Annotated in this window: 20 protein-coding genes and 1 tRNA gene; 11 read left to right on the top strand and 10 right to left on the bottom strand. The window is 37.1% G+C overall.

Annotated features, from left to right (window positions below):
* Positions 1–15 precede the first annotated feature (15 nt).
* The 4 genes from ACFOOI_RS11105 (at position 16) to ACFOOI_RS11090 (ending at position 6760) form a co-directional block, all read left to right on the top strand.
* Positions 16–1071, top strand: a complete 1056-nt coding sequence (locus ACFOOI_RS11105) for a LuxE/PaaK family acyltransferase (protein ID WP_379838008.1) — start codon at positions 16–18, stop codon at positions 1069–1071.
* Positions 1071–4862: an AAA domain-containing protein gene (locus ACFOOI_RS11100; protein ID WP_379838006.1), complete on the top strand. Its 3792-nt coding sequence runs from the start codon at positions 1071–1073 to the stop codon at positions 4860–4862. Before ACFOOI_RS11105 ends, ACFOOI_RS11100 begins: the two co-directional genes overlap by 1 nt.
* 84 nt (positions 4863–4946) lie before the next feature.
* A complete protein-coding gene (locus ACFOOI_RS11095; RefSeq protein WP_379838004.1) occupies positions 4947–5405 on the top strand; it encodes a redoxin domain-containing protein in 459 nt (152 codons plus the stop codon).
* A gap of 110 nt (positions 5406–5515) precedes the next feature.
* Positions 5516–6760, top strand: coding sequence for a metallophosphoesterase (locus ACFOOI_RS11090; RefSeq protein WP_379838002.1), 1245 nt, complete (start codon positions 5516–5518; stop codon positions 6758–6760).
* A 7-nt stretch (positions 6761–6767) separates the two neighbouring features.
* Here ACFOOI_RS11090 and ACFOOI_RS11085 read toward each other — a convergent pair whose 3' ends face one another.
* A complete protein-coding gene (locus ACFOOI_RS11085; RefSeq protein WP_379838000.1) occupies positions 6768–7184 on the bottom strand; it encodes a hypothetical protein in 417 nt (138 codons plus the stop codon).
* Between the two features lie 66 nt (positions 7185–7250).
* Between ACFOOI_RS11085 and ACFOOI_RS11080 the strand changes: the two genes are divergently transcribed.
* Positions 7251–8618 carry an MATE family efflux transporter gene (locus tag ACFOOI_RS11080; RefSeq protein ID WP_379837998.1) on the top strand — a complete coding sequence of 456 codons (1368 nt, stop codon included), beginning with the start codon at positions 7251–7253 and terminating at the stop codon, positions 8616–8618.
* A 20-nt stretch (positions 8619–8638) separates the two neighbouring features.
* Here the strand turns inward: ACFOOI_RS11080 and ACFOOI_RS11075 are convergent, their stop codons facing one another.
* On the bottom strand, positions 8639–9457 hold the full coding sequence (locus ACFOOI_RS11075; RefSeq protein WP_379837996.1) for a mechanosensitive ion channel family protein: 819 nt from the start codon (positions 9455–9457) through the stop codon (positions 8639–8641).
* 148 nt (positions 9458–9605) lie between these two features.
* Complete coding sequence (locus ACFOOI_RS11070; RefSeq protein WP_379837994.1) at positions 9606–10397, bottom strand: M48 family metalloprotease; 792 nt, start codon at positions 10395–10397, stop codon at positions 9606–9608.
* Positions 10398–10648: 251 nt separating this feature from the next.
* Between ACFOOI_RS11070 and ACFOOI_RS11065 the strand changes: the two genes are divergently transcribed.
* Entirely contained in the window at positions 10649–11635 is a 987-nt protein-coding gene (locus tag ACFOOI_RS11065; protein ID WP_379837992.1) for a ribonucleotide-diphosphate reductase subunit beta, read from the top strand.
* A 267-nt stretch (positions 11636–11902) separates the two neighbouring features.
* Here ACFOOI_RS11065 and udk read toward each other — a convergent pair whose 3' ends face one another.
* Positions 11903–12526, bottom strand: coding sequence for a uridine kinase (gene udk, locus ACFOOI_RS11060; RefSeq protein WP_379837990.1), 624 nt, complete (start codon positions 12524–12526; stop codon positions 11903–11905).
* Positions 12527–12817: 291 nt separating this feature from the next.
* Here udk and ACFOOI_RS11055 point away from each other — a divergent pair, with 291 nt between their 5' ends.
* The 5 genes from ACFOOI_RS11055 to ACFOOI_RS11035 all read left to right on the top strand — a co-directional run bounded on the left by ACFOOI_RS11055 (position 12818) and on the right by ACFOOI_RS11035 (position 18371).
* The gene (locus tag ACFOOI_RS11055) at positions 12818–13648 is read left to right on the top strand and encodes an NAD(P)-binding domain-containing protein (protein WP_379837988.1); all 831 of its coding nucleotides are present in this window, start codon (positions 12818–12820) and stop codon (positions 13646–13648) included.
* A gap of 99 nt (positions 13649–13747) precedes the next feature.
* A tRNA-Gln gene (locus ACFOOI_RS11050) sits at positions 13748–13818 on the top strand.
* Between the two features lie 207 nt (positions 13819–14025).
* Positions 14026–16650 (top strand): phosphatidylglycerol lysyltransferase domain-containing protein, encoded by a 2625-nt coding sequence (locus ACFOOI_RS11045; protein ID WP_379837986.1) that lies wholly within the window; start codon positions 14026–14028, stop codon positions 16648–16650.
* A 34-nt stretch (positions 16651–16684) separates the two neighbouring features.
* Complete coding sequence (locus ACFOOI_RS11040; protein ID WP_379837984.1) at positions 16685–17422, top strand: AcvB/VirJ family lysyl-phosphatidylglycerol hydrolase; 738 nt, start codon at positions 16685–16687, stop codon at positions 17420–17422.
* Between the two features lie 271 nt (positions 17423–17693).
* A complete protein-coding gene (locus ACFOOI_RS11035; protein ID WP_379837982.1) occupies positions 17694–18371 on the top strand; it encodes a hypothetical protein in 678 nt (225 codons plus the stop codon).
* A 77-nt stretch (positions 18372–18448) separates the two neighbouring features.
* Here the strand turns inward: ACFOOI_RS11035 and ACFOOI_RS11030 are convergent, their stop codons facing one another.
* The 6 genes from ACFOOI_RS11030 to ACFOOI_RS11005 all read right to left on the bottom strand — a co-directional run bounded on the left by ACFOOI_RS11030 (position 18449) and on the right by ACFOOI_RS11005 (position 26784).
* Positions 18449–21562, bottom strand: coding sequence for an efflux RND transporter permease subunit (locus ACFOOI_RS11030; RefSeq protein ID WP_379837980.1), 3114 nt, complete (start codon positions 21560–21562; stop codon positions 18449–18451).
* Positions 21563–21627: 65 nt separating this feature from the next.
* Positions 21628–22704, bottom strand: a complete 1077-nt coding sequence (locus ACFOOI_RS11025) for an efflux RND transporter periplasmic adaptor subunit (RefSeq protein WP_379837978.1) — start codon at positions 22702–22704, stop codon at positions 21628–21630.
* A 7-nt stretch (positions 22705–22711) separates the two neighbouring features.
* A complete protein-coding gene (locus ACFOOI_RS11020; protein WP_379837976.1) occupies positions 22712–23971 on the bottom strand; it encodes a TolC family protein in 1260 nt (419 codons plus the stop codon).
* Between the two features lie 205 nt (positions 23972–24176).
* On the bottom strand, positions 24177–25541 hold the full coding sequence (locus ACFOOI_RS11015) for a hypothetical protein (protein ID WP_379837974.1): 1365 nt from the start codon (positions 25539–25541) through the stop codon (positions 24177–24179).
* 157 nt (positions 25542–25698) lie between these two features.
* The gene (locus ACFOOI_RS11010; RefSeq protein ID WP_379837972.1) at positions 25699–26229 is read right to left on the bottom strand and encodes a hypothetical protein; all 531 of its coding nucleotides are present in this window, start codon (positions 26227–26229) and stop codon (positions 25699–25701) included.
* A gap of 6 nt (positions 26230–26235) precedes the next feature.
* A complete protein-coding gene (locus tag ACFOOI_RS11005; protein WP_379837971.1) occupies positions 26236–26784 on the bottom strand; it encodes a hypothetical protein in 549 nt (182 codons plus the stop codon).
* Between the last annotated feature and the right edge of the window lie 138 nt (positions 26785–26922).

The following is a 26922-nucleotide window of genomic DNA, read 5'->3' as shown; positions in this document are numbered from 1 at the left end:
AAAGACAAAACTATTATGTTAACTCGAGACGAACTAAAAGCATCGCTAGTATCTTTAGATCAAAACCCCCTCAATTTCGAACGACTTGCCTTAGACGTATTTCGATTTCAATATAACAATAATTTGGTATATCAAGCTTACGTAAATTCTCTTAATAGAGATGTCGATAAGATTGATAGACTCGAAAAAATACCTTTTTTACCTATAGAGTTTTTTAAAAGTCATAAGGTTGTAACTGGCCAAATGGAAGAGTTTCATGTTTTCCAAAGCTCGGGAACCACATCGAGCCAAACTAGCCACCATTTTGTGTCTGATTTGCCTTTTTATGAGCACCTCAGCCGAAAAACCTTTGAGCAATTTTATGGCCCGCTGACCGACTACCACGTTTTTGCACTGTTACCCTCTTATCTCGAACGAAATAACTCTTCGTTGGTGTATATGGTTCAAAACTTTATTTATCATACATATAGCAGTGCGAGTGGTTTTTATCTCGATAATTTTAGTGATCTAGTAGCAAACATTCGGGCAGTTGCATCCGATAATCGTAAAATCCTGCTTTTAGGAGTAACCTTTGGTTTGTTAGATTTAGCCGAAAACGAAGCACTTTCTAATATGATGAAAGATGTGTCTGACAAACTGATTGTGATGGAAACCGGTGGAATGAAGGGCCGCAGAAAAGAAATGATACGAGAGGATGTGCACGAAATATTGACTTCGGCTTTTGGCGTAAAAAGCATACATTCTGAGTATGGTATGACGGAATTGCTCTCTCAGGGCTATTCCAAAGGCGAAGGGCTTTTTGATTTGCCCAATACCATGCGAGTGCTGCTTCGTGAGGTAAATGACCCGTTCACATATTTGCCTAGTTTTTTGTTGGGAAATCCCGAAGTACAAGTAAAGTATAGAGGCAAAAGTGGCGGTATTAATGTCATTGATTTGGCAAATATTGATACCTGCTCATTTATAGAAACAAAAGATTTAGGAAGTTTTTCCGAAGATTATACGCAATTTAGGGTTGTGGGACGTTTTGATAACTCTGACCTTAGAGGCTGTAATTTATTGGTAAATTGATGCAAGAAATCTTAAAGACATATTTAAAGAGGCTCATAAACCTAGGTGCCGGCAATCGCTCGTTGCTACTACTCAAGCCACCAAAGTCACAATATATTGACCTAAAAGCCTTCAGTTTTTTAGTAAATAAGACTGATTTTGCTATTTTAGAAGAGCTTTTACTTAAAAAGAAAAAGATTGAGGTTTGTGCAGTTATTGACCCTCGATTTGAGGCATCTAATTTGGTGAGTAAGCAGTTGGCCGCTATAGCTAAAACGGCCAAAACAATAGAAGAAGAGTCTGGGAACGTCAGTTTATTTCTCGGATATGCCTTTGTGGAAGGCAGGTTGCTTGACGACACACTTGTGCGTGCACCTTTGCTTTTTTTGCCCGTAAATCTTACCAAAAATCAAAACACGTGGTCGCTAGAAAGTAGGCCTGAAGAAATTCAGTTTAACTATATGTTTTTGACGGCTTATAGCCACTACAATAAAGTCAAGTTTTCCGACGAATTTTCTGAAATGGGTTTCAACGGTTTTGCCGAAAATGCCCTAGATTTTAAGACAAAATTCTATGAATTACTGAAAGAAAGTCCATTAGAAATAAATTTTAATTCTGATACTTTTCAAGAAAATATTTTGCCTTTTGAGGCAATTGCCAAAAGTGATTTCGAAGCAAAAACACAAACGGGTGAACTGAAAATATTCAATCAGGCTGTGCTTGGCATTTTTCCACAAGGTGGATCCTATTTGATTGAAGATTACGAACATTTATTAGAAAACTACACCGAAGATTTTTCTTTTGAAGAGCTCATAGGGAGTGTAGCAAATGAAACCAAAATAAAGGAGGAAGACCTCATAACGCCCTTTGACCTTGACGCCAGCCAAGAAAATGCCATAATTGAAGTCAAAAAAGGTGGCTCGCTCACCATCGAAGGTCCTCCGGGCACAGGTAAGTCACAGGTGATTTGCAACTTGATATCTGATTTTACTTCACGCGGAAAAAAGGTGTTGGTGGTTTGTCAGAAAAGAGCGGCTTTAGATACTGTTTTTGATCGACTTTCGCAGGCTCATATGAACAATTATGTGGCTTTGGTGCATGATTTTAAAGCAGACAGAAAAACAGTTTTCGATAAAATAGCTACTCAAATAGGGCAAATAGAGCACTATCAAAAAGAAAACGAGAGCCTTGATGCGGTATTTATTCAACGTGAATTTGACCAAGTGTGCCGACATATTGAGCAGATTTGTAGAGAGTTAGACGATTTTAAAACAAGCCTTTACGATGAGTCCATTTGTCAGAAAAGTATAAAAGAACTCTATCTTATGCGAGACGAATCTATTCCAAAGATTACGCTCGATGAGGACTTTGTACAATATAAATTTAATGACATTTCTGTTTTTTTAAATACCCTTCAAGACCTAGAAGAATACACAAACAGATTGAAGACAAATGGCGACGCGTATCACTTTTGGAAGGATAGAAAAAGTTTAGCTCAAACTACAGCTACAGAGAAAAGTAATATTTCTTCTTTTTTACAAAAAGGAGGAGCTTTATTTGAAAATTTTAAAGAAAACTTCCCTAAAGAGTCATTTGAAAATATAAAAAAAATAGATAGCGAAAAGCTACAGGAGAGCTTCAAAAGCCTTGAAAATAAACGGACTTGGGAGTTTTTTGTTTCCTTTTTAAATACTAAAAATACATTAAAGTCCGCCGATTTAAGTGTTGATATTCAAGAGATTGAATCCTTGGGGGAACTGAAATGTAAGTATTTTGAAATCGCTGGTTTTGAGGAGCTTGAACTTGAAGTAGCATTGCGGAAATCAGGTTCATATTTAGAGAAATTGAGTTTTAGCCTTTTTTCAAAACAGTTTAAAAGCATTGACTCTGTACTAAAGCAAGCTGGCTTTGTTTTTTCTAAAAAAGACCTTCAGATTTTAATAAATGAACAGGCCACACTTAGAGTATTTCAGGGTATCAGAAGAAAATATAGCAACTACCTTCAAAACAGTACTTGCAAAGGTTTTAGGGCTGACTTTTTTGCATTTTATGATGCCACGCTCGCTTTTGAGTACCTTCATAAAAACCTGGGCTTAAGCTTTGTTTTTGAATCCGAAGTTTTTTCAAAGCAAATAAGCGATTCTTTTGTAAACCTTGTAAACGAGGTGCAGCAATTCGATTCGCAAATGTCTGTTGTGTTTTCAAAGACACAAGTAGCGAATTTTTGGAAGTCAGATATATCTAGTGTTTCGGTTTATTTTGATCAAAACTTTGATTTGCTCCAGGAGCAAGACCAGTTGATAGGGAGGTTGAATGCCTCTGAACTAAAATATGCAAAAGCTCTAAGCGAAATTGAAAATGGCGACGCTGTTTTTACCCAGAGTTTGGTTTATCGTTGGATTGACTTCATAGAGTCTCGGAATCCAATATTGAAGGGTGTAAGTACACTTAAAATGGAGCAGCAAGAAGCGAGGCTTACGGATTTGGTTGCGAGAAAACGTGCCATGAGCAAAGAGATTTTAGGCCTAAAGTTGCGTGATTATACGTTTGCCGATTTAGAAAAAAATAGACTGGGAAATGTTTTGACCTACAGAGACCTCCTGCATCAGGTTACTAAAAAACGTGCTATTTGGCCACTGCGTAAGGTTTTGAGTGAGTTTTCAGAAGAAATTTTTAAACTTATGCCATGTTGGTTGGTTTCGCCTGAAACCGCCTCCGCAATTTTTGAAACTACTGATGAGGCACTTTTTGACCTTGTGATATTTGATGAAGCATCTCAGTGTTTTCCTGAGCAAGGCGTGCCGGCCATCGCGAAAGCCAAGCAAGTATTGGTGGTGGGTGATAGCAAGCAATTACAACCCAATGACCTCTATAAAGTACGGTTTGAAGACCAAAATGAAGCCGAAGAAGAGCTTTTAGAAATAGAGTCTTTGATGGATTTGGCTACCCGTTTTTTGCCTAAAACTAGACTCACCGGTCATTATAGAAGTCAAAACTTGTCGCTCATTGCGTTTTCTAATTTACATTTTTATGAAAACGAGCTGGAGCTGCTACCGCGGTTTGTGGATGTCGACAAAAAAGCGGTTTTCTTACATAAAATTAATGGAACTTGGCAAGACCAAACCAATACAGAGGAAGCACAAGAAGTAGTTCGGATTATTAAAGAAATACCTTCTGAAAAGTCTGTGGGCGTGGTGGCTTTCAACTTTAAGCAAGCGGATCTTATTTATAAACTGCTCGAAGAAAATGGCCTTTTAACCGAAAATATTAAAGTTAAAAACATTGAGAATATCCAAGGAGATGAGTTCGATGTGGTGGTGTTTTCTGTTGGATATGCCCCTGACTCTTCGGGTGTTTTACGTTTTCAGTTTGGTTTATTAAATCAAAAAGGGGGCGAAAATAGACTAAATGTGGCGATTTCACGAGCAAAAGAACAGGTGCATGTGGTCACAAGTATTTCTTCTAGAGATTTAAATACCAGCCATTTGGCTAATTATGGCCCTGAGCTTTTACGTAAATATTTGGTTTTTGTAGAAGAACTTCAGCACCAAGACTTTGAGTTTACACCGCCACCAATTCGCAAAAATTGGGGCTTAAATCTTAAGACAAGACTGATTGAGCAAGGAGAATATGCAGCGTGTGTGCTGCCCCATGCGGATTTGGTCAGAAACCAACATTTAGCTGTGACTGACGATCAGCGATTTTTTCAAAGTATAAGTTCAAAGGAGTTTTTTGTGTATAAACCGCAACTGATGCTGCAAAAAGGCTGGGAGTTTAAACGACTTTGGAGTCGTAATTTTGTAAAAGAATAAGGCCATTTTTTAGGTTTTAGAGCCAATGAAAAACCTTTTTCTAATGAATTTGGTTTTAACAATTAATAAAAATTTCAAAATAATATGACATTAAAAGTAGGCGATGTAGCCCCAGATTTCACACTTTTTTCAACCGAAAAGAAACCCGTAAGTTTATCAGATTTTAAAGGCAAAAACGTAGTGCTTTTATTTTTTCCATTGGCATTTACAGGTGTTTGTACCACCGAATTGTGTGCCATGAGAGACGATATCGCGACTTATTCTGGCTTAAATGCTGAGGTTTTGGCTGTTTCGGTAGATTCACTTTTTACCTTAGAGAGATTCAAAGAAGACCAAAAATTACCTTTTCCTCTTTTGTCTGACTTTAACAAAAATGTATCTGATGCTTATGGTTCATTGTACGCTGATTTTGTGCTAGGTATGAAAGGCGTTTCTAAGCGTTCGGCTTTTGTGATAAACGGCGAAGGTATATTAACGTATGCTGAAGTTTTAGAAGATGCAGGTCAAGTGCCTGATTTTGATAAAGTTAAGGCGGCTTTGTAAGCTGTTTTCTAAATATTTTTTTTGCAAAAGCGAGCTTATCATGAGTTCGCTTTCGTTTTTTATGAACCAATTGAAATTAACCATAGTTTTAATCGAAAGAAAACTTTTCAATGAACAGAATATTTGGTCTAGGGGTAGCAATCCTCTTTTTTTTAATAATAGATTTTTATTTTTTCCAAGCTGTAAAAACAGCGGTTAAAAACCTAAGTCCCGACCTTCAGAAATGGATAAAGATTATATATTGGGCCATTCCTATTATATCATTAATAAGTATAGTGGCCCTTTTTGCGGTATTTCCGGGTTATGTAAGTGCTAAAGTTAGAAACCTCATTACGGCTACTTTCTTCATTATTTATATATCTAAGCTTGTAGGGATTGTATTCCTTTTGATAGGCGATATCGTTTCGTTTTTCAGATGGGTGGGTTCAAAGTTTACTAAAACTCCCGAAGCGGCTACTGAAGCAAATGGCATCACTCGTTCTGAGTTTTTGGCAAAAAGTGCTGTCGCAGTTGGAGGTGCACACTTGGGTTTGATGGCCTATGGCATTGTTTCGGGTGCTTATGATTACCGAGTACGCAAAACTGTATTATACTTAAAAGACCTTCCGAAGTCATTTGAGGGAATGAAAATAGCCCAACTTTCTGATATTCACTCAGGTAGTTTTTTCAATAAAACTGCTGTAGAAGGTGGAGTAGATATGCTATTGGCTCAAAAACCTGACATGGTGTTTTTTACGGGTGATTTAGTTAATAATGAAGCCAAAGAACTTAACGATTATTTTAACATTTTCAAAAAAGTAAAAGCTCCACTTGGTGTTTACTCTACTTTAGGAAATCACGATTACGGTGACTATAAAGAGTGGGGCTCGGAGCAAGAAAAAAGGCAAAATTTGGCCACGTTGATACAAGGTCATAAAGAATTAGGCTGGGATATTTTGATGGATGAAAACCGCGAGATTAAACTCGGTGGAGATTCATTGGGTATTTTAGGAATCCAAAACTGGGGCTTGGGTGGTTTTGTCAAAAAAGGAGATATAAATAAGGCACTTCAAAACACCGAACACTTCACCAATAAGCTTTTACTTTCTCACGATCCTAGTCACTGGAGAGCTCAGGTTTTAGGCAAAACAGACATCGATGCCGCTTTTGCGGGCCACACACATGGTTTTCAATATGGTATCGAAATCGGTAGTTTTAAGTGGAGCCCTTCTCAGTTTCGTTACAAAGAATGGGCTGGCCTTTACAAAGAAGATAATCAGCAACTGTATGTAAACCGCGGCTATGGTTTTCTTGGATATCCGGGTAGAGTAGGTATTCTGCCAGAGATTGCTGTTTTCGAACTTAAGAGAGCCTAAGTAAGAGTTATTTTAATAGCTCTTTGGCTTCTTCTAATTCTAATACATCATTGTTGTACTTCAGATAGTGATAATATCTTTTCTTGGTTTTATCTAGAAAAAACATGTCGTCACCTTTGTAGTCATATATAATTGTTGACTCTCGTTCATTATTTACTTTGGCATTAAATGAATCATACTTAATAAAAGCTTCTACATCAATAGCACTATCGGCACTAAAGACTAACCGGATGCTTTTTATTTTATTGGTATCTAAAACCAAGATGGGGAGATAAATGTCATTTTTCTCCATTAATTCGGGTTTGATTTTACCTTCAATAAGAATTTCTTTGGCCACCCAAGTCCCGTTAAAGTCGGGGCGAGTAACTTCTTTTTGGCAACCGAAAATTAAGAAAACACTATATAAAATAATTGAAACACGCATTTCTAAACAAAATATTAATCTAAGTTCTGGGTTAAAATTCTGAACTTTGTGCTGAAATTCAAAATTATGTTCAAAGATAGGTTTAAAAAAGAATTAAAAACCACAATTAAGCTTGCGGTACCCATAATTATTGCACAGCTGGGCGTGGTGTTAATGGGAGTTACTGACAATGTGATGGTGGGTAGGTTGCTTGGGAAAGTACCTTTGGGTGCATCGGGCATTGCCAACTCTATTGCTTTCTTAATCTCGTCTTTGGCAGTAGGTGGCATGTCAGTGGTGGCACCTATGGTTTCTAAATATTACGCCGAAAAAGACTCAAGTGGTTTAAAAGAATTATATGTAAGCACCCTGTGGGTGACTGGCATCTTCAGTGTGGTTTTAACTGGCATGGGGTATGTGGCTTATGCTAATTTTCAGTGGTTTCAGCAGCCTGACATTATCAACCAGACTAGCTCTGATTTTTTATGGATTTTGATTTTGTCAAATATTCCACTTTACTTTTTTATTTCCTTAAAACAGTTTTCTGATGGGCTCTCAAAAGCTAAAATAGCCATGGTAATCACCACTTTTGGGCTTGGGTTTAATATCATAGTAAACTATTTTTTGATTACGGGCACTGCTTGGTGGGCACCTATGGGCTTGTTAGGAGCAGCGTATGCCACTTTTTTAACTCGGATTCTTATGGCGGTTTTGTTGTTTGTCTATTTTAAATATTCAAAATCATTCAGTCATTATTTCTCTCACCTTTCTTTTACTTTTAACAAAGGCCTTGTATCTGAGATTCTCAAAAGAAGTATTCCTGGCGGTTCACAGTTTTTCTTTGAAATCGCTGCGTTTTCGTTTGCGGTTATCATGATGGGCTGGATCAGCGAAACTGCTTTGGCAGCTCACCAAATAGCGATTAACATAGCTTCTACCACCTATATGATGGCTACCGGAATATCCTTTGCAGGTGGTATTAGGGTGGGAGAGGCTTGGGGGCAGCGAAGCCCGAAAGGTATTCGCACGGCTGGTTATGCTTCTTACTTTTTAGTTTTGGCATTTATGGGTATTTCCATGATGCTAATTTTATTATTTGATAATGCCCTGCTCGGATTTTATATAGACGACCAAGAAGTTATAACGGCTGCTTTACCTTTGCTTGCCATAGCCGCATTTTTCCAATTGTCTGATGGTTTTCAGGTTGTGGGTTTGGGTGTACTCAGGGGGCTTTCTGATATAAAAATCCCAACCATAATCACTTTTGTGGCGTATTGGTGTGTGGCGTTACCACTTGGGTATTTTTTAGGATTCAAGTTTGGTTTCAAAGCTCAGGGTATTTGGTGGGGATTGTTGGTTGGCCTGAGTTTGTCTGGCGTGTTTTTATACGCCAGGTTTAATAACCTCACCAGTTCAGCTGCATTAAGAAGGAGATTTGTGACCGGAGCTAAATAAATAGTCTTCGGAATTTAATTTTATGCACCGATAGTTCCTTGAGAAACCACTTCGGGGTAAGTTACTTTTATTTTGTGTTCATTAAAAGCAGCTTTTATTCTGCTTCTAAGGTCATAGGTTACTTCCCAAAAATCATCTGGATTTACGTATGGTTTTACCCCAATTTGTACAAAAAAACTATCGAAATTTTCGATGCCTATCATGGCTTGTGGTTGTTTCAGTATGAGTGGCGTTTGGCTTATTACGTCTTCTATTATCTTTTTGATGTATGGAAAACTGTCGTCATAGCCCATGTTTATTAATATCTCGAGTCTGATGTATCCTTTTTTAGAAAAATTTGTCACCACATTTTCAGTAACCTTTCCGTTGGGTATTATTAGCGTCTTTAGGCCAGGCGTGACCAATAGCGTATTGAAAATCTGAATTTCTTCTACTTTGCCAAACTTGCCCTCTATGTCTATCCAGTCGCCAACCTTGTAGGGTTTAAATATCAAAATCAATATGCCCGAAGCAAAATTTCCAAGGCCACCTTGCAGAGCTAAGCCAACCGCAAAACCCGCCGCTGCCAACATACCCACCAAAGCGGAAGTGTCAAAACCCGCAATGCCCGCTGCCATTAATAACACAATCACTTTTATAGAAACACCAATCATTGAACCCAAAAACGAGGTTATCTCAGGTGAGAAATTTGAGTTTTTAAGTTTTTTTATCGCTAGATTTTCTATTTTTTTTGCTGCCCAAAAACCAATCAATAATATGGCAATTGCCCCTATTAATTTGGGTGTGTAGATAATGACTAAGTCAATTAAGGTTTTCAGGTAATTTTCGAAAGAAGACATCTTTGGTTTTTATTTGTAAAAGCAAAAATAGCTGATTTAGCCTTATTTCTGATGTTTTTCTAGGTAGTTTTTGATACTCAAATAAGAATTAACACAAAAAAAGAGCGATATGTCTCGCTCTTAAAATAGTGTCTATAAATGATAAATCTTATTTTTTGTATTTTTGTATGTGTTCCTGGATCTTCGCTATACGGTTATCTGGGCTCGGGTGCGTGCTCATAAATTCGTCTCTTTGTTTGCCACCACCAGCTGCTGCCAATATCTCCATAACTTCTATCATGGCACTGGGTTCATAACCCGCTTCTATCATATATTTTATTCCAAACTCGTCAGATTCTAATTCGTCGTCTCTGCCAAATTTCATTAGCTTGACCTGAGCCACATAGTTCGCTATTTGTGAGGCTCCCATGTCGCCAGCTGCAGCTGTGGCAGCTCCTGCTAGTCCTTGGTAAAATTCTGTTTTAGCCATTTGTTCTGACGAATGTCGGTAGATCACATGGCCCACTTCATGTCCCAATACACCTGCTAGTTGATCTTTAGATTTTAACCTGCCCAATAATCCCGCCGTTATAAAAATTTGACCGCCTGGCAGTGCAAATGCATTGATGGTTTTGTCGTCTCTCAGTACATGAAAGTTAAATTTATAAGGATTCGCTATATTTTTTCCTTCTAGCTCGCGGTTAAATGCCCGCACAATCATTTCTCCCACTTGTTGTGCCTGATTTTGAACCTGTTGGTCTGGGTATAGGCCACCATATTGTTGGGCCATTTCGGGTGCAGACTGCAGGCCCATGGCCACTTCTTCTTGTGGCGATAGACTCACTTGCTGCTTCTCCCCAGTCATAGGATTTGCCTGAGTTTTGCTGTAGTAACTAAACAATGCCATCGCAGCCATCACAAGGCCTATCACCAATCTGAGTTTAAGTCCACTTCTATTCATCCGCCAAAAATATTTTAATTTCTTCTAAAACAATGCCTTGAGATTCCTCTCAAATTTAAAATTAAATCAAATTTGGTTCTGAAAAAATTTAATCGAACAAAATCTCGAATTTCGGGGTTTAAAAAAATATCAAAACTAGGGGCGTTGACTTTTGCGATTGCAATAAAATTCCTTTAATTTTGAATAACTACTTAAACGCCAAACTGTATACCGTTTGGCACTTTTTAAACACCATAAATTGAATCTATAAGATGACTGATGAAGAACTAAGGCTGAGTGAGCCTCTAATGATGGATGATCCTTCGCGATTTGTAATTTTTCCTATTAAACACCTGGATATCTGGGAATTTTATAAAAAATCTGAGGCATCTTTCTGGACTGCCGAAGAACTTGATCTTTCTCAAGATTACAAAGACTGGGAAAATCTTAACGACGGCGAGAGACACTTTATCTCGCATGTACTTGCGTTTTTTGCGGCCTCTGACGGTATCGTAAACGAAAACCTTGCGGTTGGCTTTTTGTCAAATGTACAATACGCCGAAGCAAAATGTTTCTACGGTTTTCAGATTATGATCGAAAATATTCACGCTGAAACATACTCGCTTTTAATAGATACCTACATCAAAGACGTAAGCGAAAGAGCCAAAATGCTGAATGCGATTGACCACATTCCGTGTGTTAAAAAGAAAGCAGATTGGGCCATGCGTTGGATCGAAAACGGAAACTTTATTGAGCGTTTGATTGCATTTGCGGCCGTAGAAGGTATTTTCTTCTCAGGTTCGTTCTGTTCTATTTTCTGGTTGAAAAAACGTGGCCTTATGCCAGGTTTAACCTTCTCAAACGAGCTTATCTCGCGTGACGAAGGCCTTCACCGCGACTTTGCATGTTTGCTTTACACACAGCACATCAAAAACAGGCTGCCTGAAGATCGCGTGTATGAAATCATTAAAGACGCTGTAGAAATAGAGAAAGAGTTTGTGACTGACGCACTTCCGGTGTCACTTATCGGAATGAACGCCCTGCAAATGTGTCAATATATAGAGTTTGTCGCGGATCACCTTTTAGAGTCACTTGAGCTCAAAAAAGTATACAATGCCACCAATCCATTCGACTTCATGGACATGATTTCGCTTCAAGGAAAAACCAACTTCTTCGAGAAGAGAGTAGGGGAGTACCAAAAAGCCGGAGTGACTTCTGACAGAGACAAGATGTCATTCTCATTAGATGAGGATTTTTGATTAGACCAATATACTTCAGATTTTTTATCGAAAGCCTCGCTCATTGAGTGGGGCTTTTTGATTTTGGGCGGGGCCTATCGGCACAGGCTTTCGCCTTTACTCCTCGCGGCTTCGCCAGCTGTGGGGTGTCGGCTCTATCCTTCCCGCGGTAGAGTGTGGCAGCATTGCAATTCGTGTTTTGTCTAAAAAAAACTATTTTTAAACATAGAAATACGACTTGATTTTGAAAAAAAACCATTTTAAAAAAAAAACATATAAAAAGAGAAGTTACTCTTTCTCTAAAATTGTCTTTAGATAAGATGTTAAAATCTGAAGGCCGTTTTCAAAATGCTGATTATTGTTGATAATAATATCGGCGTCTTGTTTGGTTGGTTTTATGAAACGTTCGTAGGTAGGAGCCACATGGTTTTCCCATCTGTAAAGTACATCTTCGAGGTCGTAGCCACGCTCGTTATTGTCCCTGATTATCCTTCTTCTGATTTTTATGTGCTCGGCAGCATCAATAAAAACCTTTAGGTCAAGTAGTTTCGAAACAAAGAAATCATGGAAAACAAAGATACCTTCCACCACAATTATTGGTGCAGGTCTAAACTCCAATATACTTGGTTCTATGGCCGTATTATTAAAAACATATTCTTTTTTCAAAACAGTTTTACCAGCCTTTAATAAGTTGATGTGTTCTGCAAAAAGCTTAAAATCAATAGATTCGGGTAAGTCAAAGTTCTCAATGCCGTTTATGTCAATCGGCACTTGGTCTATGTCTTTATAATAGTTGTCTTGCGAAATTAAGCAAACCTCATCTCTGGTGAAATGGCTCAATAAGCTATGTAAGAAAAAAGTTTTGCCAGAGGCACTTCCTCCAGTTATCCCAATGATATAAGGTTTTTTCATCCTAAAAATTCAGATTGATAAAGACCGCTAAAACTTAGCCGCTTCGCATTTTCCATTCCACAGTCTTTTTGACAGACGAGCTAAATGAAGGTTTTTAATTTGTTTTTTGACACAAAAATAAGGATTTGAACTTGTTTTTATCTTATTATGTAAATAAATCATTAAGAAAAACTGAAATTAATTTCTTTGGGTTTAGGTAATAATTGTTTCGGTTTTAGATACTTTTAAAACTTTTATGGCTTCTGTTGCCTTTGGATAGCTAAAATGACTTTTCGATAAATAAATATATAAATGAAAATATCAGTAATTGGGTGTGGATGGCTTGGAGAGCCTTTGGCGGTGGAGCTAATTGCCCACGGGCATGCAGTAAAGGGAAGTACCACTAGCCCAAGTAAAATAGAACGACTTTGCTCAAAAAACATACAGGCCTATTTGGGAGCATTTAACCCGAAATTTGAAGGTGATGCTTCTATTTTTAATGCAGAAGTATTGGTTATTAATATTCCACCAAAAGCCAGAAGCCTTGGGCAAGATTTTCATTTAACACAAATACAAAATCTTATTGATCAGCTCAAGGTAAATAAGGTAGACAGAAAGATAATTTTTGTGAGTTCTACTTCGGTTTACGCCAATAACAACGGCGTAGTAAGTGAAGAAAATGCCGATCCAAATAATTTTTTAGTTAAAGCGGAAAATATGCTTTTTGATTTCGCAAAAAGCAATGACTCGGAAATAACCGTTGTTCGTTTTGGTGGATTGATGGGTTATGAACGAAACCCCTGCAAGTATTTTGACGGAAAATCAGGACTAACTAACGGCGACACACCTGTAAATTACATTCACCTCGATGACGCCGTAGCCGCTATCTGTAGCATTATAGAAAAAGGACTTTGGAATAAAACGTATAACATTTGTAGTCCCAAGCATCCAAGCAGATCCGAGATTTTAACTGGTAGATGTGAAAAATATGGGTACGTTTCGCCAGTTTTTGAAATTGATTCAGAAAAAGAAGATTTCAAAATGGTCAGTGTGGAAAAGTTTTTGAGCGATAGCCATTTTGTCTTTAAATATGCAGACCCTTTGGATTTCAAGTATTTAAGTAAAGGCGAAGTTTATTTTTAAACTGTAGATGAAAAATATTTTTAATTTTGTGTAAAAATATTTCTCAATCTGTTTGGAGAAATTCAAATAGACGCGTATTTTTGCACCCACATTACGGACTGGCTTATGGTGTAATGGTAACACAGCGGTTTTTGGTGCCGTTATTCAAGGTTCGAGTCCTTGTAAGCCAACATCCTCAAAACGCAATCATTTATGGTTGCGTTTTTTTTGTTTCTGAGGGTCTCCTCATGGGTCCAGGCACACCTAACCTTCCTCTTTTATTTCGGACCTTACAATTACCTGTACTTGAAATTTGGGCTTTAATTACTTTTTAATTTTGAATTAATTCAAGATGCAGGATTAGGTGATTTCTTTGAAATATTAAATATCTCTATTAGATGCAATTAAGACAATTTACAGACGCACTTAAAAAAAACTTTTTAGAAAAAATCAAACCCTTTCTTAATGAAAACAAGAAATTAACTTTACAAATCATATTCACCCTCTTTTTTATTGCGATCGGCATTTGGTTTTTTAAGCATGAAGGTGCTGAAATAGTACAAGTAAAACAGGCAATATCTACCGCAGTGCCTGAGTGGTTGGTTCTAGGTTTAATTTTAACTTTATCTCTCTTTACCTTACACGGCTTTATGTATAAAGCCGCTTTTGAAGCTGTAAACTCCTCGGCTTCGTTGGCAGACTGTATGCTACTCTTTATTAAGCGAAATTTTATCTCTGTTTTTTTACCTGCAGGAGGAATTTCTTCATTGGCTTTTTTTTCGGAGCCAATCCAAAAAAAAGGTGTTAAAGAGTCACAAGTAATTTTTGCTTCTTCCTTATATGGTTTCATCGGAATTCTTTCTGTGGTTATAGTGGCTATACCTGCATTTGTTTATTCGTTTTCTATCAATACCGTGGGTTCAAGTGAGTGGCTTACTCTAGGTACCGTAATATTACTTATTTATGGATTTTGGATGCTTTATAAATCAATACTTAATCAAGGTAGAGCGTATAAGTTAATGCTTAAAATATCACCCAAAGCAGAGGTTTACATACAAGAAATGCTTGAGCATAAAATAAAACAAGACAAGTTTCTTAAAAGTCTATTTTACTCCATTATAATTGAGGTGGTGGGCATTGGGCATGTATACGTGGCCATGGAGGCTTTACATCTTTCGCCTAGTTTATTTGGGTCCATTATGGCGTATATTATCTCTGTGATTTTTTTGATTGTTTCTCCCTTTTTACGCGGTATCGGGGTCATTGAGTTTTCAATGACCTATGTGCTTATACGATTTGGATTTGGAAATGTGGAGGCCATGTCTATCACGCTTTTGTATCGTTTCTTTGAGTTTTGGGTGCCTTTGTTTGTGGGAGCGGGTAGTTTTTTGGTGAAAGCCAGTAAGTTACTTTTGCGTATAGCACCTGCTTTATTATTGTTTGGACTGGGCATTTTAAACATAGTTTCTATGCTTTCGCCCGCATTGGCTCCTAGGTTAAAGTTAATAGAGAGTTTTCTGCCTTTCGAGGCTATCGAATTGTCGAATTACTTGGTATTGTTTACAGGTTTGTTTTTGTTAGTTACAGCCGCATTTATGCTTAAAGGGCTTCGCTCTGCGTGGTGGTTTGGACTCGTTTTGAGCGTGCTGTCGCTTTTTGGTCACATGACCAAAGGTATTGACTATGAAGAGGCTTTGGTGGCATTTGTAGTTATCGTGATATTGATATTTTCTAGAAAAGAATACTACATTAGAAACAACCCAAGACTTAAGGTTTTGGGATTCGGAACGGCAGCTTTAAGTATGCTTGCCATTATAATTTACGGCGTGGTTGGGTTTTATTTTTTAGATAAAAACCATTTTGATATCGACTTTAGTATTGGCCAATCTATTCGGTATTCTGTTGAGAACTTTTTCTTGGTAGGTAGCGAAAATCTATTTCCGAAAGATCTGTTTGCCAATCGTTTTTTGATGAGTATAAAGTTGGGCGGCTTGGTTACACTTGGCTATTTGGTTTATACGCTCGTTAAGCCATTCACTGAGCATGTGCTTCAAACCGAAGAAGAGTTATTTAAGGCCAAAGAATTAATTGAAACCAATGGAAGTTCACCCTTAGACTATTTTAAAACTTCCTCAGAGAAGCAATTTTTCTTTTCAGCTTCTAACGCTGCCTTTGTTTCTTTTAGACCTGTGGGCAACTTCGCTGTGGTGCTTGAGTGTCCTGTGGGACAAAATCTACAGGAAGTAGAAAAATGTATAACTGAGTTTGATAGTTATTGCATAGTTTCGGGGCTAAGAAGTGTATATTATAGAGTACCTGAGGCTTCCTTGTCACTTTTTTTAAAGAGAGGCAAAAAGAAACTTTTGATTGGGCAAGAGGCGATTGTGGATGTGATGAGCTTTAAGTTAGAAGGTGGCGACCGTAAATCGATGCGAAATGGACTCAAAAAAGTAAAGGAAAAAGGCTTCCAGTCGAAGGTTTATTATCCGCCGCTAAAAGACGGCCTAATTCAAAAACTAAAATCGGTGAGCGACGAGTGGTTGTTAGACACGGAGAGAACCGAGATTGTGTTTTCGCAAGGCATGTTTGACTGGAAAGAGATAAAAACTCAAAAAGTAATAACGGTAGAAAACGAAGAAGACAAAATCGTGGCTTTTTTGAATGTTATTCCTGATTTTAGAGAAAATGAAGGGACTTACGACTTAATCAGAAAAACTAAAGACGCTCCAAGTGGCGTAATGGATTTTTTGTTGGTGGCCTTAATTGATCTTTTGAAACAAGAAAATTGTCAATATTTGAACTTAGGTTTGGCAGCAATGAGCGGTTTAGAAGCTCCTACTAATTTTCCAGAAAAGTCAATGAAGTTTGCATACGAAAAAATCAAATCGTTTTCGCACTTTAAAGGCTTGCGTGACTTTAAAGATAAGTTTTCGCCTGTGTGGCAAAATGAATATTTGATTTATCAACACGATTACGATTTGTTTAATATTCCAAGAGTGCTTGCCAATGTGATAAAGCCTTGATTTATAATATAATAACTAAGAACTTATTTTAAAAATGAAAAATGTGATTTTATCTTTTTGTTTGCTGGTTTCTATCAGCACTCAAGCGAATACAGATATCGCTCAACCGATTGGGGATGTGCAAATTAATTATATAGTAGTTTCTTCAGACCTAGAATCCGCTGAAAAAGGTTTTCCCATTCATGAGTTTTATTCGAGTGCCAACAAGCCTTTTGTGTTCTTTATTTCTGGCGATGGCGGCTGGACCACCTTTGCGGAGTCATTTGCTTTGGCTTTACAAAAAGAGGGGTATTCGGTAGTAGGTTTAGACGCTCAGAAATACTTTTGGAGTAAAAAAACTCCAGCTCAAACCACCAAAGATTTTCAAAAATTAATAAACATATATCAAGAAAAGTGGAAACATAAGGAGGTGATATTGGTAGGGTTTTCTTTTGGGGCCAATGTGGTACCTTTTGTGGGTAATTTACTGCCTGCAGATATAAAAAGTAGAATAAATGAAATAATCATGTTTTCTCCCAATAAAACGGGTGATTTTGAAATTCATTTGGCAGATATGCTCAATTTGGGTAAAGAAGGAAAATACAATGTATTGGCAGAAGCTAAGAAAATTAAAGATGCGAACTTAACGTGTGTATTTGGTCAGGACGAAGACGAAGTAGATATTCAAGGGTTTAAAAATGAAGGAGTTCGAGTTAAAATACTATATGGAAGTCACCATTACGAAGAAAACTATAAAGGCATGGTGGCAATAATAAATGAACGTTTGAAATAAACGATTAGCCTGTTTTTAAGTACCAACCTCGATTACTAACATGGTTTATTGGTTCTAAAAAAGTAAAACCTATTTTGAAGCAGGATTTATCTATGGATGATGAGTCCTGTTTTTGCGTTTAAAGGGGCTACGTGTTTAGTTGTTTTAAACCTGTGAAACTGTATTATTGAGTTTTTAAAGTTTACAAATTAGTGCTTTAAGTACTTAAATATTTTATTTTTTGCTACATTTAGACGTCTTTTTGAATTAAAGAAAAAAAAATAAGTTCAACTTGAGATATATTTTTGCATTTGTTTTTATACCTTTTTTTGCCTCTGCTCAAAGTGGCTTAAAATACTTTTTAACGCCTGATACTACCAAATATACCAAACTTGACTGGACCATAAATATGGACGGTAGAAGCTCTATTGCTAACAAAAAGTTCGTGAATATTATCGGGATAAATTCGGGTATTGCGTATGGCAAAAATCGCTCAGAAATAACATTGGGATACTATTGGGTAAACTATAATAACAAACAGCGATTTATAGATTTGAGAAGAGATAGGGCTAAGTTGGTAAACGTAGATTACTACACGCATACCGATTTATATTATTATAATTTAATGTATTTTCCTTATTTGAAATATTCAAACCGATGGCGTATAAGTTTGCCGGTTGAAATAGGCATAGGGACCGGAAACGTAACTAGAAATTCGCTCAAAGATGATATTTTGATATGGAAAAAGAAAGATGTGTTTGTGCCGATTCAATTGGGTTTTTATGTAGAGTATAAGGCAACTCGATACATCGGATTTAGTTTAATGGCAGGCTATAGGCAAAGTTTAAAAGCATATAGGCTAAGTAACGAGTTTAGTGGGCCTTATTATAGTTATGGGTTTTCTTTTTATACCGACACTATGGGCAGGGATTTGAAAAAATGGAGACTTAAACGAAAAGAAAAAAAGTGATTTTAGATTTTGGTTTTGGTAAAAAAAAGAGCGGCCATTTTTTAAAATGGCCGCTCTTTTTATATGCTAACTATACTTTAGTCTTCTAGATTTTTGATATTTAAATCATGGTGTCTATTGAAAAATTTGTAAATAATCGGAAACACTAAAAGTGTTAGGAATGTGGCTGAAACTAAACCTCCGATTACTACTCTAGCCAGTGGTTTTTGGGTTTCAGAGCCTATTCCGGTTGAGATTGCGGCAGGTAATAGCCCAATTGCCGCCATCAGTGCAGTCATAATAACCGGCCTAATTCTCGACCTTACTCCTTCTTTTATGGCTAGGTCAAAGGGCATCTTGGCTTTAATATTCGAGTTAAATACCGAGGTCAGAATTACGCCGTTTTGGATACAGATACCAAATAGTGCGATAAAGCCGATACCCGCTGATATACTGAAGTTGGTTTGGGTTATGAGCAAAGCGGCAATTCCACCCACAATTGCAAAAGGCACATTTATCAATACCAAACTAGCGTCTTTGATATTTCCGAAAAGTGTAAACAGAATCAAAAAGATGATAATTAAACTAATAGGCACCACTTGAGCTAATCTGGCCGAAGCTCGCTGCTGGTTTTCAAAATCTCCCGCCCATTTAACGGTATAACCGGCCGGAATAGTTACGTTTTTGTTCACTTTTGCTTGGGCTTCTTCAATGGCACTGCCCATGTCTCTTCCTCTTACCGAAAACTTAACCGCTCCGTATCTTTGGTTGGCTTCTCTAAATATCAAGATTGGGCCAGTTTGCGTATATATTTTCGCGATTTCTGATAGTGGCACCTGATTGCCATTCATGGTAGGAATCATAAGTTTACCAATCGCCTCCTCAGAGTTTCGGTATTCGGGTTGAAATCTGATTCTCAAATCAAATTTACGCTCTCCTTCATATATCTGCGTGGCAGCTTTACCTCCGATAGCCATTTCTATTTCGGCTTGGGCATCGCTTTTGTTTACGCCATATAGGGCCAAATTGTCTTTGTCTAGTTCTATTCTAAGCTCGGGTTGACCTATGTTTTTGATAGCTCCAAGGTCTTCTATACCATTTACAGTATGAAGCTGGCCATATACATCATTCGTGATTTTGGCAAGTGTATTAAAGTCTTGTCCATAAACTTTTACGGCTATTGAGCCTTTTACGCCTGACACTGCTTCTTCTACGTTGTCCATGATAGGCTGCGAGAAGTTAAAGTCTACACCTTTATAAACCTCCAGTTTTTTCTGCATTTCTGCTATTAATTCTTCTTTACTGATGGGCCTTTTCCATTCTTCTTTTGGATAAATATCTATCAAAAACTCAATGTTATAAAAACCAGTGGCGTCTGTTCCGTCATTTGGTCTTCCTGTTTGTGATATAACCGCATGTACCTCTGGGAACGAACCGAATAGTTTTCTCATGCCTTGGGTATATTTTACCGACTCGTCGAGCGAAATACCCATTGGCATATTGGCTCTTACATAAATAGAACCCTCGTTTAGCTCTGGCAAAAACTCAGTACCCAAAAACTTAAATGACCCAAAGCCAACCACCATTATTACCAATGTGACTAAAAGTGCGTTTTTTTTGTGGTGAAATGTATAGTTAAAAGCCTTCATTACATTTTTTTCAATAAAAATAACAAAAGGATTATGCTTCTCTTTAACATTCTTTTTGAGCAAAATGCTTGCTAAAACCGGAACCAAAGTAAGTGTAAAAATCAAAGCTCCCATCAGGGCAAAACCCAAAGTCCATGCCAACGGAGAGAACATTTTCCCTTCTACTTTTTGGAAACTAAAAATCGGCATTAAGCAGGTGATTATAATTAGTTTTGAAAAGAAAATAGCCTTTCCAAGCTCTGTGCCTGTCTTTTTTATCAGTTTCATTTTGGCAAGTTTGTTAAACTTATCCATGCCCACTTTGTTTGCGAGGTGATCGAGCATCACAAATACTCCCTCCACCATAACGACGGCCCCATCTACGATAATACCAAAGTCAATGGCTCCCATGGAAAGCAAGTTGGCGTTCATACCTTTGAGTCGTAAACAAATAAAAGCAAACAACAAGGCCAGTGGTATCACGATAGAAACTGCAATGGTGGTTCGCCAGTCTGCCATGAAAATTAAAACCACAAAGGTCACTAATAGAATTCCTTCTATCAGGTTATGAATCACCGTGTGCGTGGCAAAATTTATTAGGTTTTCGCGGTTATAAAACGTGTTTATTTGTACATCTTTTGGCAAAATAGAGGTGTTTAGTTCTTCTATTTTTGCTTTTACTTTGGCAATAGTCTCCGTAGGGTTTTCGCCTTTACGCATCACCACTATACATTCCACTACGTCAGACTGTTTGTCTCTTCCGGCTTGTCCTAGTCTTGGTAGTGCACTTTCAAAGACATTGGCTACTTGCTCTACAAAAATCGGTACGCCATTTACATTTTTGACAATAATTTTCCTGATATCGTCCATGTCTGTTAAAAGGCCAAGGCCTCTAACCACATAAGCCTCCGAATTTTTTTGGATTACGTCTCCACCTACATTTATGTTTGAATTAGAAACCGCACGATAAACATCTAAAGGCGATATGCCGTAGTCTAACAATTTGTTTGGATCTACACTTATCTCATATGTTTTTACTTCACCACCAAAACTCACTACGTCAGCTACTCCAGGTACGCCTTTTAGTTGCCTGTCAATCACCCAGTCTTGTAGGGTTTTTAACTCTCTTGGTGTTTTGGTTTTGCTGTCAAGTGTATATCTAAAAATCTCGCCTGTAGGACCATAAGGCGGCTGAATATCTGGATCCACGCCGTCAGGCAGCGATATGCTCCCAATTAGGTTATTAACTTGCTGCCTTGCAAAAGTATCGTCTGCGTCGTCGTTAAATATGATTTTAACTACCGACAAACCAAAAACCGTAGTGGAGCGAATATCCGTTTTTTTCTGAGTTGGGTTTAGTCCAATTTCGATCGGAATCGTTACAAACTTCTCAACTTCCTCTGCACTTCTACCGGGCCATTGGGTTATTATGGTTATCTGGGTATTCGTTACATCGGGAAAGGCATCAATTGGGGTGTTTTGATAGGCAATATATCCTCCCACCACGGCCAAAATGGTCAGAAAGAATACGAAATATTTATTTCTTAGGGAAAACGAAAGAATACTTTCAATGAATTTGTTCATGTTTTTAACCAGAGTTTCTGGTGTTAAATCTTATTTAAAATCAAGACTCTTTGTGAAAAAGACTATTAGTTTTTAGTAAGTGAATTGTAAAGCAAATAAGCGTTCTCTTTCACTATTTTATCTCCTGAATTTACACCTCCGTTTAGAAATGTTATGTCGTCTACTTTTTGAAATACATCAACCGGTACGATTTTTAAATCCTTAAAATTGGTGCCTATCACAACGTAGTTTTTGTTGTTATCAAAAATGATAGATTCACTAGGTACAATCAGCTTGTTTTCGCTAAAACCGTACTCCAAGTTTACCTTAGCAAACATTTCGGGTTTAAGTAAAAAATCGGCGTTAGAAAGCGTAACTCTGACTTTCATTGTTTTGCTTTCGGGGTCTAGCATGTTAAATATTTTATCTATTCTTCCTGTATAAACTTTGTCGGGGTAAGACAGCGTAGTGATTTTAGCTTCTTGACCGAGTTTAATTTTAGAAACATCGTTTTCATACACATTTGCCAAAATCCAAATCGGGTCTAAGTTGCTGATTGTAAATAAACTTTCGGGATCATCAGATCTAAGTTCCATGCCAGGTTGTGCATTTTTTTCTACTATAAAACCACTTACAGGTGCTTTGATGTAATAAGTTGAAGCCGATGAACCCAATATGTTTTGACGAGCCGCTACTCTTCTAACTTCTCCTTTTGCTGACTCCACCATTTCTTGTGCGGCTACTAAGTCTTTTTGCGAAGCCAATCCAGCGTCAGACATGTCTTTTGTTACTTGTAAGTTTTTTTGAGCCACTGACAATTGGCTTTTTGCACTTACTGCATTCTGTTGTAAATCAGCAAGGTCGCCACTCTGTATGATCGCCAATACTTGTCCGGCCTTTACGTAGTCGCCAAGCACTGATTTTACGTCTTGCATGTGCCCACTCACTAGGCTGAATACTTTGGTGATTTTGTCTTGATTGTATGATACTTTGCCCGATAAACTTAGTTTGTTTTTTACATGGTCTACTCCAACTGTAAATAAACTCAAAGAATCAGCGGGAGCTTCTTCAGCGGCAGTTTGTGTAGCTGTTTCTTTTTTTGCTGAACCACAGGCCGTCGTTCCAAATATGATAACACTGAATAAAATACGTGAGATTTTCATTTTTATATTAATTAAATATTGTTGTTCCTACTGTAAAATTGAGACCTTCGAATGCCGATTTTCTATCGTGTTCAAGCTGATTGATTTGAAGAATTGTTCCTTTATAAGAATCAAAGAAATCAATAAATTCTACCACGTCGATATTACGTTTTTCATAGTTTTTTATCACACCATCAATAAAATCGGTAAAACTAGATGTAAATGCTAAGTCAAACGATTTAAGGAGTTTGTCAGATTGCAGGGCTTTGTCAAGGCTGCTTTCTATGTCTTTGGTAATCGTTTGGTTAGTTATTTCTTTTCCTTTATTTGCTTCCAAAACTCTGATTTTTGCAGCCTGAATATTCCCTTGGTTTTTGTTAAAAATAGGCAAAGTCATATCTGCACCAATGCCCACATAATTTGCAATAAAACTACCGTTACGGTCAAAGTTTAGATGCATGTTCAGGTCTGGCGTTTTAAGTGCTTCTTGAAGCTTAAGGTTTCTATTTGCAATATTTTGGTAAGAATCCGCGATTTTCATGTCGGGACGGTTTGCCAAAGCCAAGTCAAAAAGTTGTTTGAAATCAGGAATCAATTTATCGCTATTTCCTTCGTTTGGTGTTACCTTTGGTTCCACAATTAATCCTTGTGGAAGGTTAAGTAAGATACCAAGGTCATGCTGAGCATCTATGTAGTTGCTCGCGATGCCTTGTTTTTCTGTATTTAAAGAAATCAAATACGCCCTTAGTCTATTCATGTCTTTTAAAGGGATATTGCCTTTTTCAAACTGAGACTGATATAGGTTTAGAGTTTCTTGTATTTTAGCTATTTCTATATTGTATAGATTTATAGCCTGGCGGTAATAGTAAACATCATAGAATGAGCTTCTCAATTGAAATTTCAAGTTTCTAAGTAACTCCTCCATCATGTGACCTGTTAGCTCCGTATTTGCTTGTGCCAAGTCAAATTGTTTTTGTCTTTTTTGAGCCAACAAAAACAATTGTTGAAACTGAACAATTTGCTCTGAATTTGATTGTTTTAGACCTACAATCTCTTTTTTCTGAGAGTTGTATGGCATTTGCTCCACATATAAGTTTGGGTTCGGCCTTAGTTTTGCTTGTATTTCGTAGGCTTTGCTTTCTTCAATATTTAGCTTGTTGGCTATCAGTTGCAGGTTTTTATCGAGAAATGTGTTTTCTGCGTTTTCAAGGCTCAACTTTAGGGTGTCTTTTTGAGCAAAAGCATTGAGTGACATCAGAAAGACAAATGGGATAATTAAAATTTTCATTTTGTTATTTTTATAATCCAAAAGTCAGATGCTAACATATATTTAGATTAAATTCTAAATTAAAAATTGATTAAAAGAGCAATGAAAGTTTCATTTAAATGAGATTTAGTAAAAGAAAAGACAGAAGTTTATTATTTGAATAAAAAAAAGAGCCGCTCCAAAAATGAAGCGACTCCAGGTTCACAGGTTAAAATATTATTCAGGATTAATGTCTTCCGCCGCCGCCTCTTGATCCACCACCACCAGAAGGCATTCTGAAACCAGCACCTGAGTTAAAGCTACTCTCTCTCGAAAAGTTGCTCCATGAGTCTCCATGGTATCCGCCTGCATCTCCTCTTGAAGTGGCTCTGTATGGCGTAACATTTGAGTTTATAGGTCTTGAGTAGTGAGATGCCGAACTCAGGTAGTTTAAGCCTCTTGGAGCATTTGGACTAAAGTGGCTATGAGCTACATTCATGAAGCCGCTGCTTGCTGGACTCACAAATCTTTGTGTATGCACTTGGTTTCTATAATAGTTGCCAAAATTGTTATACAAGTTTGGGTATCTTACATACACACTTGGACTAAAAAACCAGTTGGCAAAGCCGTAAGAGGGGAAACCATAAAGGCCAAATCCGTTGCCGCTATAAAGCCCCATGTTATACCAGAATGAATTTGGGTACCACATAGGCGAACCATACCACGATGGATAACCAAACCAGTAAGAATAAGGGTTATTATACATGTTTTGTGTATAATTGTTATAGTTGTTTGGAGGGGATACGTTATATCCGTTTTGGTTTGCATAGTCTTGTGCTGCTCTTGAGAGTTCACTCATTGCGTCCGGATTGTTTCCTACCTCATCTTTAAACTTCGTATATTCATACTGGTTTTGTACATTTAAGCTATCGTGAAGAGCAACCAAGTTTGAAGTCAATCCGTTTTTATCTGCTATAAAATGTTCACCTAGTTTGGCTGTTAAGTCTATGTTGTCAGTTAGTAGAGTCAACACATCGGGCATTTGAGCAAGTTTCTGAAAAGCCATACGCGAATCTGGGTCGAGAGATTTTATGCTATTTTGAAACTCAATGTCGGCTTGGCTATACATGTTGACCATTTCCAACAATTCGGACTTGTTGTTTTTATAGATTTTCCAAGCCGCTTCTTGCAGATCTTGATCTTGAGATGGCAAAATCGCCATTATCTCATTGTTCGATTTGCCTTTTGGTAGTGAACTAAGAAGCTCCATTAAATCAGGATATCTCGACAATGTATAGAACCGACTTTGCTCGGTCTGGTCAAAATTATTCATGATATTTCTGAAGCTTTCCGCTGTTTGTTTTTGCTCCTCTTTGAGTTGCATCAAAACGTCGGGCTGAAGACTTGCCAATAATATGTAACTCCTGACATCGGCACTGTAAGGTGCTATAGCGGCAGATATTCCTTTTTCTGTTTCCAGCGTAGTGGTTTTCTGAGCAAAAACTTGGGTGTTTGTTAATAAACTAACTAACAAAACCATTAAGCCACCGATAGACCTTTTCCAAAGTCCTCGAATTTGTGCTTTTCTTGATTTTTGATTAATGTTTTTCATTGCTTTGTTTTTTTATAATCAAATGTGGCTCGACCATCTTTAGTCCGGTTTAACTTTAAATTAAGAAGAGGTTAAAGCCATTGTTTTTAATTTTATTTTCAAAAAAAAGGCTATCGAATAATTCGACAGCCTTTATGACTTTAAAACAAATAATAAATTAATTTTTTTTAGCTCTTTTCTTTTGGTTATCGAGGTGTTTAATACCATTTTTTAGAAAAGCTTTGCTAGTGGCTGGTTGATCCATAATATAATAATCAGCTATATAAAAGTAATCGTGTGCAAGGTTAGTCTCTGCGTTTTCAAAGGCAGTAACTAAAGATTTTTCTGATTCTGAACTTGGTTTTTCTAAAAGCATTTTGTCAAGTTTCGATAGAGCTTCTATACTTTTTTCAAAGTGTTCATGTTTGGTGCCTTTAAGTGAATCGGCTTCAGTTTTTAAAAAACCGATGGCTTCTTTTATTTTTTCACTTGAGGCTTTATAGTCTTTGGTGTCAAACTTATTTAGAGCTTCCTCAAAAGCAATGTCAGATTTGTTAGGTATCTCCATAGTGTGTTCTTCTATCACCATTTCAGGGTTCGCTAAATCTGCAGATTGCTCTGTTTTTTCGTTTGCTTTATGCTCAACTTTTTTATTACATCCGGCTAACAAGCTGCTTGCTAAGGCCACAGTTAAAAGAATTTTTTTCATTGTCATTTATATTTTAATTGATTTTTCTAATTCTAAGTCTTTATTAAAAAGTAGATGCATTTTTTCTTTGCCTTTTTTGATTTCGACTTTGTAGTATTTACTGGTTTCATTTTTTTTATTTACCGTAATAGTTTCATGATCTTTTGCCGCAATCCATCCCGGATACATTTCGCTTATTTTTTTGTCTATTTCTAAAGGTAAAGCCACATTTTTTAACTTAGCTCTATAGCTATTTAGATTTCCATTTGGAGAATAAATGGCACTTACTTTTGAGTCTTTGCCGAGCATTTCTACCTGATAAGTATCCACAGGGGTATTGGGGTCTGCGTCAGGATTAGTTTTAACTACCCAATTTTCACCTAGCAATTCCATTGGAAACGACCTATATTCAACTATTTTATTGTCAGGGAAGTCTTTTTTTACTTTCGAGATTAACTCAATAGGTATCGTTCTCTCTTCAAGTTTTGCAGTAAACAATTCTGTTGTAGTTTGAGCCATAGCGTTTGTGGCAACACTTGAAGCCAAAATTGCAGATGCCAAAATTAAATTTTTCATGATATTAGTATTTTGATTTTTTTGTTCTACACTTTTTGTGTTGTTTATGAATCAAAAGTGGGACCATGAGTTGTATGCTATCTAAATGTGAAATTAATTGGCTATTAAAAAAAGTGATGTAAGCGATTAATAAATAGA

Source organism: Lacihabitans lacunae, assembly GCF_042649125.1.
In the GTDB taxonomy this organism is placed as follows: domain Bacteria; phylum Bacteroidota; class Bacteroidia; order Cytophagales; family Spirosomataceae; genus Leadbetterella; species Leadbetterella lacunae.
This window is presented reverse-complemented; position numbering and strand designations above follow the sequence as displayed.